The sequence below is a fragment of the Paenibacillus sp. 3LSP genome, assembly GCF_032465655.1.
Classification (GTDB): Bacteria; Bacillota; Bacilli; order Paenibacillales; family Paenibacillaceae; genus Fontibacillus; species Fontibacillus barengoltzii.
This window is the reverse complement of record NZ_JAWDJI010000188.1, coordinates 40,730-51,154: the sequence shown is the minus strand read 5'-3', so window position 1 is coordinate 51,154 and position 10,425 is coordinate 40,730. Positions and strand designations below refer to the sequence as shown.

The following is a 10,425-nucleotide window of genomic DNA, read 5'->3' as shown; positions in this document are numbered from 1 at the left end:
GCCAGGGGCAGCAACGGCTCACGGAAGGCCGGCTCTCTCCCTGGTCTTGCGGCGCTCCCTCTCGCGCCAGATAGAAACCGAGCCACGACCGCCGCGCTTCCTCCTCTGGGCCGTAACCGGCGCCGGCAAAACCGAAATGATCTTCCCGCTGCTGCGCTATGCATTGGATAGCGGCGGCCGGGTGCTGGTGGCGACGCCGCGCCGTGATGTCGTGCTGGAGTTGGCCCCACGGGTGGCGAAGGCTTTTCCGGAGGAGCCGATGGCAGTCTTATATGGAGGAAGCCCGCAGCGATGGGAAGAAGCGCGGTTAATACTGGCTACAACCCATCAGCTGCTGCGGTTTTACCAGGCGTTTGATTTGGTCGTGATCGACGAGCTGGATGCATTCCCTTATCACAATGACCCAATGTTAAATTTTGCGGCGGAGGCCGCTTGCAAACCGGAAGGCCGCTTTATATTCCTGTCAGCAACGCCGCCTGCGCGAATGCGAAGAGAGATTCGGGCGGGCCGGCTGCCGCATGCTAAAGTGCCGGCAAGATATCACGGCTATCCGTTACCGGTTCCTGAGAGAATTACTATGGCGAGCGTGGAGGCTTGTCTCCGCCGCCGCGTTTTGCCCCCTGCTTTACTTCACTTACTGCGCCATTCCGTTCAACGTGGGGCACAAATTTTTCTCTTCGTCACCCGAATTCGCCAGATTGCGGCTTTTACCGAACTTTTACGCACTTATTTTCCTGGGCTCCCCATTGAGGGGACCTCTTCCATAGATCCGGACCGGAGCGAGAAAGTGCTCGCCTTCCGGGAAGGACGAATTCGCATGCTGGTGACGACTACGATACTAGAGCGCGGCGTTACCGTACCTAAAAGCGATGTATACATAGTGGATGCGGACAGCGATTTGTTTGATGAAGCCTCTTTGGTCCAAATGGCAGGGAGAGCTGGCCGCTCCAAGGACGATCCGAAAGGAAAGGTTGTGTTTGCCGCACCGGCGTGGACCAAGTCACAACGTGACGCGATTCGGCAAATCCGAATGATGAACGCGGCTGCTTACAAAAACGGCTTTATAAAGGTAAAGGAGGTTCAATAATATGATGAAGTCATCCCAGAGCGTTGCGAATGACGGTTCAAGCACGCGAAACCGAAATCGGCGTGGGGCGGTCAAGTTCCGATATCCTAAGCCAAATTCCCAAGGACAATCCGTCGGCAGATTGTTTTCAGGGCATTTCGACGAGAATACCTATGCTCGAATTAGGTCTGGGCGGTCTACTTCAGCGGGAATAGGAGCACAAGCGGCAACCGAGATCTGTTCTGCGGATGATTTCTTGTCAAACCCTGTGTCCTCCAGCACTTATTGCTTTAGTGAGGAGAAAAGCTTTTCCTGGAATGGGTTATTAACACCTTTACATCAATTGTTGGCACCTCCCTCCATTCCTTGCTTAACGTGCGGCAAGACAATATCCGAGCGAGTGCGGGGCTATCCGGAAATATGCTTATCCTGCTATCTCTCGATCCCTTGGATCAAAAGCCCGCGCTGCCAAATTTGTGGTCGGTCGATGGGGTGCCCGGATTGCACCCGGAAGGGGCAAGCTCCCCGTAGCTTCGTGATGAATCGAAGTGCTGTTACCTATAACCCGATGATGCGCGAGTGGCTTGCTCAATATAAATACCGTGGAAATGAAACCTATGGCACGATTCTAGCTCGGATGACGGGGGTGGCTTATCGGCAAATGGTGAAGGAGCTAGAAGAAACAGGTGTCATAAGCAAAAATAAAATCGGCGAAACTTCTTTTCGTTTCCATGCAGTCACCGCCGTTCCAGTCAGCAGCGAACGCATGCAGGAACGGGGATTCAATCAAGCCGCCCGTCTGGCCTATGGTGCTGCGACTGCTGGCCGAATTCCTCTACTGCATTTGCTGGAACGTTCCCGCCATACTGAGAAACAAAGCTTCAAAACCCGCTGGGAGCGTCTCCATGATCTGCATGATGTTTTCCGCCCGTCTGCGCTTGCCGCAGACAAACTATTAACAGCGATAAACGAAGTGAAGTTGAATCGCACCAAATCCCCCTATTGGGCGGCGCCTCAGGGTTGGGTGATTGGAGGGGACGTGTGTGCCAACCCGCAGGTCTCCATGAGGAAACCCCATTTTTATGATGATACAAAGCCAGATCCTTTTTTCCAAATCCTTTCGGATCGGTCGCCCGAGCCGGTACGTATATTATTGGTCGATGACGTCTATACAACAGGAAGCACGCTTGAGGCTTGCTCCCGCGTACTTCATGAGCTTTGTGGACGCATAGGTCGCCGCGCCGAAGTTTATTGTTTGACTTGGGCTCGATCCTAGAAAATGTAAACTTCCTAATTCTTCTCATCAAATGTATAGACGAACCCCCCATAAATGAGGTAATCTAGCATCAAACGAAGCGATTCTTGAAAGGACGTCGAAGCATATGGGGATCAATCTAGAGAATTGTCCGCGCTGCGGGAGATTGTTTGCCAATAATTTCAGAGATATTTGTCCTTCTTGTATCAAGGAAATTGAAGAAGAGTACGAAAAATGCCTGAAATATTTGCGTGAAGAGAAAATGGCCACAATCCAGGAAGTTCATGAAGCAACTGGTGTTTCTATTCGTCAAATCACTAAATTCATAAAAGAAGGTCGCATTTCCGTTGCAAATAACCCGAACATGATGTATCCCTGCGAGGTATGTGGTGTATTAATTCGGGATGGAAATATGTGTGATTCTTGCCGCACTCGTCTTGTACGTGGTTTTGCTGCAGCAGCTAGAGAGGACTCTCAGAATGGCCAGGAATTTGGCGATAAGCGCGGCAGTGGGGCTTACAATGCAATCGACAAATTCCGTAGTCCTTAATGACTAAAACCCTGATTCTTTGGCTTAATATTCTTTAAGCTCCAATCGTTCGCTATTAAAAAAGCCTAAACCAACGCCGATAAACTTAGTAAAGATTATCGGCTTTTTTGATGGTCATTAACGATGGTTTATTGACAAGGATGGTGAATCAAGATGAAAGTAAATGATATTGGACGTGTAGTTGGGATAAATCCTTATCAGCGTAATCAGGAACTACGTGATCTTCATTTGAATAAAAAGAAGCAATCCCAAGATCAGATTTCAATTTCTACCGAAGCCAAAGAGATGCTGGATGCACAAAATCGTGTAAATGACCCTGCGCGGGCTGAACGGATTGAAAAATTAAAAGAAGCGGTCTCGACAGGCAATTATCATGTGGAAAACGAGAAGATTGTCGAGAAGTTATTGCCGTATTTTAAATCCTATCTTAAGTCAGGAGAATAACGGTGAGCGTAAAACGAATTATTTCTGCCCTAAAAAAAATGAATGACTTATATCTGAGAATGCTTTCGGTATGCAGAGATAAACAGCGCGCAATTATTGATAACAACACTAGTGAATTAGTAAAGTGCATGTCAGAGGAAACGCGAGTATTAAATCAGATAAACGAGGCTGAGGACCAAAGAGTTGAAGCAATGAATGCCTATCTGAAAGAAAAAGGGATAAAATCTCAGTTAAATCTAACGGTTTCTGAGCTTTCACGCTTAGTCTTTGATCCGGATGAGAAGGCTGAATTGCTGGAAATACGTGATCAATTGTTAAACAATGCCTCTGAATTAAAAACACAAAATCAAATCACTCAACAATTGCTTGAGCAATCTCTAAGTTTTATAGACTTTTCATTAAATTTACTAGTCGGTGTGGATGACGACTTAATATATCAGAACCCAACTAATGCACCTCTTAAGCCCACGAAGAATAATTTTTTCGACGCAAAGGCTTAAATTTATATAGGTTAGGTACGCTTTAAACGAGGAGGGGAAACATGCCATCTACTTTTCATGGAATAGAAACTGCAAAACGTAGCTTGTTTACTCAAATGGCTGGTATGAATACAGCCGGTCACAATATTGCGAATGCCAGCACTCAAGGATATTCCCGTCAAGTTGTAGGTATGGTTGCTTCTAGACCTTTAGAAATGCCAGGGTTGTTTAAATCGGTTGCGCCTGGGCAACTCGGTACGGGTGTAGAAGTTAGTTATATTAAACGGGTTCGGGATCGATTCTTGGATGAGCAATACTGGAATGCCAATCGATCACTAGGGGATTGGGAGATTCAAGCTGAGACATTGGCTAAATTGGAAACAATATTTAATGAACCTTCTGAATCTGGCCTAACTACGGTTATCGATAACTTTTGGAAAGCTTGGTCTGAATTTAGTAAAGATCCTGAAAATGTGACTTCCCGAAAAATCGTTCGAGAAAACGCATTAGCTTTAGCGGATGCTTTTAACGAAACCAGCAAGAAACTAACTGATATGCAGGAAGACTTGACTCGGGGCTTAAATGTAAATGCTGAGCATATCAACACGCTTACAGCCCAGGTCGCACAGCTTAACTATGAGATCATGCGCATTGAAGGTTTGAAAGACAATGCCAATGATTTGCGTGACCAACGAGACTTATTGATTGACGAGTTGTCTAAGTTAGGTAACGTTACCGTAAATGAAGATGAAAATGGTTATTATAGTGTGACATTTGGCGGACTTGAACTTGTAAATGGAAATAACAATGTTGAAATTACTGGTGCAACGCTAGAAACTGCATATGCCGGCAATACACTAAACAGCGGTGCCATGTTTGGCATCATCAAGTCCAGAGACAGCCTGGTTCGGGATTACCTCGATCAGCTAAATGAAATGGCCAATACTTTGGCTAATGGTGAGGTTAGTATTACCATTCCGGCAGGCTCTGTATTGCCTGAGGGCACTATTCTAAACGGAGTTTTGTATACAGGTGCGAGTAGGACTCTTACTGCAGATACTACTGTAACGGTAATGGGGATAAATGGTCTTCATAAATTAGGATATCTATTCACTACTCCTGCACAAACAGCTGGAGAATTCTTTAGTTCGAGTGACGGAGGACCTATTACTGCTGCATCCTTCAGTTTGAATAAGGCCATCGCGGATGACCCGAATAAAATCGCTTCATCTTTACGTGTGGAAATTGGAGCGGCCGGAGATACCGTGGTTAAAGGGAACAATACATTAGCGCTATTAATGTCCCAACTCAAAGACCGTCCGTTTACTTTTCAGCCTATTCCAAGTAATAACGGGATCACTCAAGGGACCGTTGATGATTATTACCGCGCGATGATTGGACAGTTAGGTGTGCAAAGTCGTGAAGCATTAAGACAACAGGAGAATAACCAGTTGTTGGTTGATCAAGTTGATTCCAGACGCCTTTCCGTCAGTGGGGTGTCCTTAGATGAAGAAATGTCCAATCTTATTAAGCTACAGCATGCCTATGGCGCAGCTTCTCGTTTTATGACGACCATCGACCAAAATCTGGATAAAGTTATTAATAGTATGGGGATTGTAGGTAGATAGAGGGGGGATTAAACAATGGCATTACGTGTGACGCCCGGAATGATGAATCTGCAAATGATGAGAAATATTAACTCCAATTTGCAGCGGATGGATAAAAGTCAGAATATACTCTCAACAGGTATGAAGTTGAATCGACCCTCTGATGATCCGGTTGGAATTACATACTCCTTACGGTATCGTAGTGAGCTCTCGATTAATGAGCAATATCAAAAAAATGCGGATGCGGCATTATCTTGGTTGGATTATACCGATACGGTTCTTGGACAAATTAATGATATCTCAGCTCGAGCTAACGAGTTATTAGTGCAGGCAGTAAATGGTACGAATCCTCAGGAAGCGTTGGACGCAGTAAATGTGGAACTGAAGCAGATCTATGATCAATTGATTTCGCTAGGGAATAGTAAGTTTAATGATAAGTATATTTTTAATGGTCAATTAACAGACCAAGCACCTTATGATGCGGCAATAGCGGAAACACAAGGTACAGACCCTGCAGGGATTACTTACAAATTTTCCGAAGTGGCTACTTTAAATATTAATGTCACCGGCCAGGCTGTTTTTGGGGAGCCCACGGATCCAGACAACTTGTTCGGCATTCTGAAAAGGGTACAAGCAGCTCTAACTACGAATGACAAAGCTGCTGCACAAGCGGAGTTAGATAACTTCTCGAACAGATTGGCCAAAATTAGCGAAGCCCGTTCCGAAGTGGGCGCTAAGTCTAATCGAGTTGAACTTATAAACAACCGGTTGGATGACTTGGAAATCAATCTGACCAGTATGCAAACCAAGGTAGAAGACGCGGATTATGCAGAAGTCATCATGAAATTAAAACAAGATGAAAGTGTGTACCAGGCGTCTTTGGCAACGAGTGCCAAAATTATGCAAACAAGTCTTTTGGATTATCTGAGATAAACTTATTAATTATTTCGGTGAGGAGGTCGGGGAGGAGATGAATTTACAAAGATTATCCATCCGTCAAACCTATGCGACGATTGGAATTGAGACACGTCAAGCCAAGCAACTCATGGAGTCTCCTCCTGGCGACCTGCAAATCGAGAGCACACCCGCAGAAATGGAGATTCACAAATCGCGCGGGGGCTTGAAAATCGACAGTTCCAAAGCTTGGCTCGCCTTAGGGAGTGGTAATCACTTGGAATGGTACAAGATGGTTACAGATCAAATGCAAGGACAGTTTCTTGAGAACTTGTCGAATATCGTTGAAGAAGGCAATCGATTAGCTAAATTTAAAAGAAATACGATTGCCGAGATGATGCTTAATCGAACGCAAGAAAAAACGATGATCAAGTATGTGGGCGAGGCATCTGCCGATAATGTGAGGCTTCAGTTTGAACCTGATCAAATGAATGTGGAATGGAGCACGCATCATCCGAATATTGAGTATACGCCTAATAAGCCGGAAATCTCGGTAGAGCCTGGTGCAGTTAATATCTATTTAAAAAACAAAAACACCATTCAGATGTGGGTCAGCAATTACGATATTTATGCGTAGATAAGAACTATAGCTTTGAAAGCTGTAGTTTTTTTTATAGGAGGCGGGCAATTAAAATGTTAACTCGGTTTAACAACATGCAAATTTCTTTTCAAGGGAACATATTGGGCTTTGAAGATCTGGACATCTTCCAATTAGAGAGCATTAATGATACTCCATTTGCTTATTTGAATAGTATCGAAAATCCAGAAATTTCTTTCCTAACAACAACTCCTTTTCACTGGTATAAGGAATATACGTTGACACTGGATCAACAAGCGAAGAGAAAATTAGAACTCGAAAGAGAAGAAGATGTACTTGTACTTAATATTGTCACACTTAAAGAGGACTTGGAGTTATCTACAATTAACTTATTGGCCCCCTTATTGATTAACATTAAACATCAAAGTGGAATTCAATATGTCTTTCATGAACAGACGTTATATCGAACAAATAATCCTTTAATGAAGAACATCGTTAAAGAAAGCAGGGGTGATTAAATGCTTGTGCTGACGAGAAAACGGGGACAAACGATCCAAATTAATAATGACATCGAAATCTATGTAGTTTCCATCGATGGAGACAGCGTGAAATTAGGCATAAGTGCCCCTGCCGATGTTACCATTATGAGAAAGGAACTGTTGGAGGAAGTCCAAGCAAGTAATAGAGAGGCAATTAGTGGAGGACATAAGGACTTAAGTCTTATTAAAAAAATCAAAAAATATTAATTTCGGTATAAACTCTCGTATTAAACAACCGATATATAAAAATAGAGGCGCGAAGCCTAATTCACAAGGATGTGAAATTTTAAAAGTCAAGGAGGAAGAATCAAATGATTATCAACCACAATCTTAACGCAATGAACGCGCACCGCAACCTGTCGTTTAACAACATCCAACAAGGGAAGTCTTCTGAGAAATTGTCTTCCGGTTATCGTATCAACCGTGCGGCTGACGATGCTGCAGGTCTTTCGATTTCCGAAAAAATGCGTGCGCAAATCAAAGGCATGAATCAAGGTATGCGTAATACGCAAGACGGTATCTCCATGGTTCAAGCAGCTGAGGGTGCGATGAACGAAGTTTCCGACATGCTGACTCGTATGAAAGAACTGACAACTCAAGCGTCCAACGGTACGTATAGCAGCGACGATATCGCGGCTATTCAACTTGAGTACAAAGCATTGTCCGATGAGATCAGCCGTATTGCTACGAACTTCTCGTTCAACGGAATTACGCTGCTTGACGGTTCTGCTGGTAATGTTACAATCCAAAGCGCTGGTAGCGACGCAGACGCGATCGTTCTTGATTTGTCTGGTATCGATCTTACAGCACTTACGTTCAATGACATTACAGACCAAGCAAGTGCTGCTACTGAGCGTGCTACAGTTGACGCTGCAATCACATCTGTTAACACAGCTCGTTCCACGCTGGGTGCTTACCAAAACCGTCTGGAGCATGCTTACAACAACACAAGCGTTAATGCCGAAAACCTGCAAGCTGCTGAATCGCGTATCCGTGATACGGATATGGCTGCAGAAATGATGAAGTTTACAAAATTCAACATCCTGCAACAAGCTTCCACGGCAATGCTGGCACAAGCAAACCAAGCACCGCAAGGTGTATTGCAATTGCTTCGTTAAGATTTTGCTTGAAGCCAGAAGAGGTCCACGAGAATTGTGGACCTCTTTTTCTATAATGCTGAACCCATACGACAGATATATTTTTTTGCTAATCTAAATTTTATAGTATATACATTCGATATATACAGTTAGAGGACAAATCATTGTACAAGAGGGGGGTATTCTAATGCCAATACGCCTTACTGGAATAGCATCGGGACTTGATACCGACGCCATGATTAAAGAACTCATGAAGGCTGAACGAATTCCTGTAGACAAACTATTGCAGAAGAAGCAGACGATGGAGTGGAAGGTTGAGAGATACACTAGTTTGAATTTACAGTTCTCAAACCTGCGCGAATCGTTATCTACATTACGGTTTTCTGGTGGTTGGAATAAGACTGATGGAAATGGCAATACGGTACGTTTAAGTACGGATGAGATCATTGCCAAGGTCAAAGATTTTGTAAACAAATATAATGAAACGATGACTTCCATCAGCGGAGCATTAAATGAGGAAGTGTACCGGGACTATCAACCGCTTACTTCGGATGAGAAGGCGGCACTAAGCGAAACAGATATTAAAAACTGGGAGACCAAAGCAAAGAGCGGTATCCTGCGTAATGATGATGTTTTGAAAAGTGCGTTAAATGATTTGCGAGGTTTGACTTCGGCGGTCGTATCCGGTGTTGACCCTGAATTTGATACATTGAGTGAAATCGGAATAACCACACCTAAATACATTGTTGGTGCATCAGCAGCAACGAATGGTAAGCTAATCCTGGATGAAAACAAACTGCGGGAAGCGGTAGAGAAGAATCCGGAAGCGGTTATTTCGCTTTTCTCGGCGCAAGGTTCTGATCCTCAGGGGAAGGGTATACTTCAACGTGCATATGATGCGATGAACACTGCGATCACTTCGGTAACTAGAAAGATCAGCGGTGGTAATGTAACTAACTTGGGCTTGGTTTCTCAGATGAACCAAATTGATAAACAAGTCGCAATCAAAAACGAACAGCTTAATAAGCGTGAGGATCGTTACTATCAAATGTTCGCTGCAATGGAAAAAGCGCTAACAGAAAGCAATGCGATGTCAAGTTGGTTAGCACAACAATTTGCATAAAAGGAAGGGCTGTGAGGCAATGGAGATAACAACTCATACGCAGCCGGTTCAGTCATCAACGGGAAAAGAATCTGCACCAATTATTCGGGTTAGTGGAGAATATCAAGAGTTGAAGTTAAAGAGCAAGAACGCCATCTTGTCGGTTAGTGAGCAAGCCCTATTAAATGCGATTGAGAAAGCAAACCGGGCTGCTCAAGGTACCGAACATTCATTTCAACTCAAAATACATGACAGCACTCATCAGTTAATTGTCCAAATTATGGACAAGCACAAAGAGGTCATCCACGAAATACCTTCTGAGAAGTTTATCGACCTTGTTGAGAAATTGAAGGAACTTTCAGTTGGGGCAATCATTGATGAAAAAAGGTGATGAAAATTAACTTACAAGCACAAAATAACTATTTGCATACGAAAATTCAAACTTCGTCGCCGGGTCAACTTACATTAATGCTCTATAACGGTTGTATTAAATTTATCAAGCTAGCTGTTCAGAGTATGGAACGTCATGATATGGAAGGTAAACATTTGAATTTTGTTAAAGCCCAAAACATCATTGATGAGCTTCAAGCGACTCTGAATATGGAGTATGAACTATCGATGCAGTTGTACAGCTTATACACCTATATCAATGAGAAACTATTCGAAGCGAATGTCAAGCTTGACGTGAACGCAGCAGAGGAAAGCATCCAACTACTTACCGAGCTTCGAGATACTTGGGCTGAAGCACTGAAGTTAACTTCGAATGGAGAGAAGGTCAAAGTCCAATGACATCG

14 protein-coding genes are annotated in these 10,425 nt (G+C 43.9%); all 14 read left to right on the top strand.

Annotation, left to right across the window (positions count from 1 at the left end):
• Positions 1–1,087: helicase-related protein (locus tag RW092_RS16245; protein WP_316010682.1), on the top strand; the 1,087-nt coding region annotated here is incomplete at its 5' end.
• Positions 1,088–1,604: 517 nt separating this feature from the next.
• Positions 1,605–2,342 carry a ComF family protein gene (locus RW092_RS16240; protein WP_051135020.1) on the top strand — a complete coding sequence of 246 codons (738 nt, stop codon included), beginning with the start codon at positions 1,605–1,607 and terminating at the stop codon, positions 2,340–2,342.
• Positions 2,343–2,454: 112 nt separating this feature from the next.
• Positions 2,455–2,871 (top strand): TIGR03826 family flagellar region protein, encoded by a 417-nt coding sequence (locus tag RW092_RS16235; RefSeq protein ID WP_036626084.1) that lies wholly within the window; start codon positions 2,455–2,457, stop codon positions 2,869–2,871.
• 153 nt (positions 2,872–3,024) lie between these two features.
• Complete coding sequence (gene flgM, locus RW092_RS16230; protein WP_016314138.1) at positions 3,025–3,315, top strand: flagellar biosynthesis anti-sigma factor FlgM; 291 nt, start codon at positions 3,025–3,027, stop codon at positions 3,313–3,315.
• A 2-nt stretch (positions 3,316–3,317) separates the two neighbouring features.
• Positions 3,318–3,815 carry a flagellar protein FlgN gene (locus RW092_RS16225; protein ID WP_016314137.1) on the top strand — a complete coding sequence of 166 codons (498 nt, stop codon included), beginning with the start codon at positions 3,318–3,320 and terminating at the stop codon, positions 3,813–3,815.
• 41 nt (positions 3,816–3,856) lie between these two features.
• Complete coding sequence (gene flgK / locus RW092_RS16220) at positions 3,857–5,422, top strand: flagellar hook-associated protein FlgK (protein WP_316010681.1); 1,566 nt, start codon at positions 3,857–3,859, stop codon at positions 5,420–5,422.
• 15 nt (positions 5,423–5,437) lie between these two features.
• Positions 5,438–6,334, top strand: a complete 897-nt coding sequence (gene flgL / locus RW092_RS16215) for a flagellar hook-associated protein FlgL (RefSeq protein WP_016314135.1) — start codon at positions 5,438–5,440, stop codon at positions 6,332–6,334.
• Between the two features lie 37 nt (positions 6,335–6,371).
• Complete coding sequence (locus RW092_RS16210) at positions 6,372–6,932, top strand: DUF6470 family protein (protein WP_016314134.1); 561 nt, start codon at positions 6,372–6,374, stop codon at positions 6,930–6,932.
• A 56-nt stretch (positions 6,933–6,988) separates the two neighbouring features.
• The gene (locus tag RW092_RS16205; protein ID WP_316010680.1) at positions 6,989–7,411 is read left to right on the top strand and encodes a flagellar assembly protein FliW; all 423 of its coding nucleotides are present in this window, start codon (positions 6,989–6,991) and stop codon (positions 7,409–7,411) included.
• On the top strand, positions 7,412–7,639 hold the full coding sequence (csrA, locus tag RW092_RS16200; protein WP_016314132.1) for a carbon storage regulator CsrA: 228 nt from the start codon (positions 7,412–7,414) through the stop codon (positions 7,637–7,639).
• Positions 7,640–7,743: 104 nt separating this feature from the next.
• Positions 7,744–8,550: a flagellin N-terminal helical domain-containing protein gene (locus tag RW092_RS16195; protein ID WP_316010679.1), complete on the top strand. Its 807-nt coding sequence runs from the start codon at positions 7,744–7,746 to the stop codon at positions 8,548–8,550.
• A 166-nt stretch (positions 8,551–8,716) separates the two neighbouring features.
• Positions 8,717–9,652, top strand: a complete 936-nt coding sequence (gene fliD, locus RW092_RS16190; RefSeq protein WP_016314130.1) for a flagellar filament capping protein FliD — start codon at positions 8,717–8,719, stop codon at positions 9,650–9,652.
• 19 nt (positions 9,653–9,671) lie between these two features.
• On the top strand, positions 9,672–10,022 hold the full coding sequence (locus RW092_RS16185; RefSeq protein ID WP_016314129.1) for a flagellar protein FlaG: 351 nt from the start codon (positions 9,672–9,674) through the stop codon (positions 10,020–10,022).
• Positions 10,022–10,420, top strand: coding sequence for a flagellar export chaperone FliS (fliS, locus tag RW092_RS16180; protein ID WP_016314128.1), 399 nt, complete (start codon positions 10,022–10,024; stop codon positions 10,418–10,420). The genes RW092_RS16185 and fliS overlap by 1 nt, the downstream gene beginning before the upstream one ends.
• Positions 10,421–10,425: the final 5 nt, after the last annotated feature.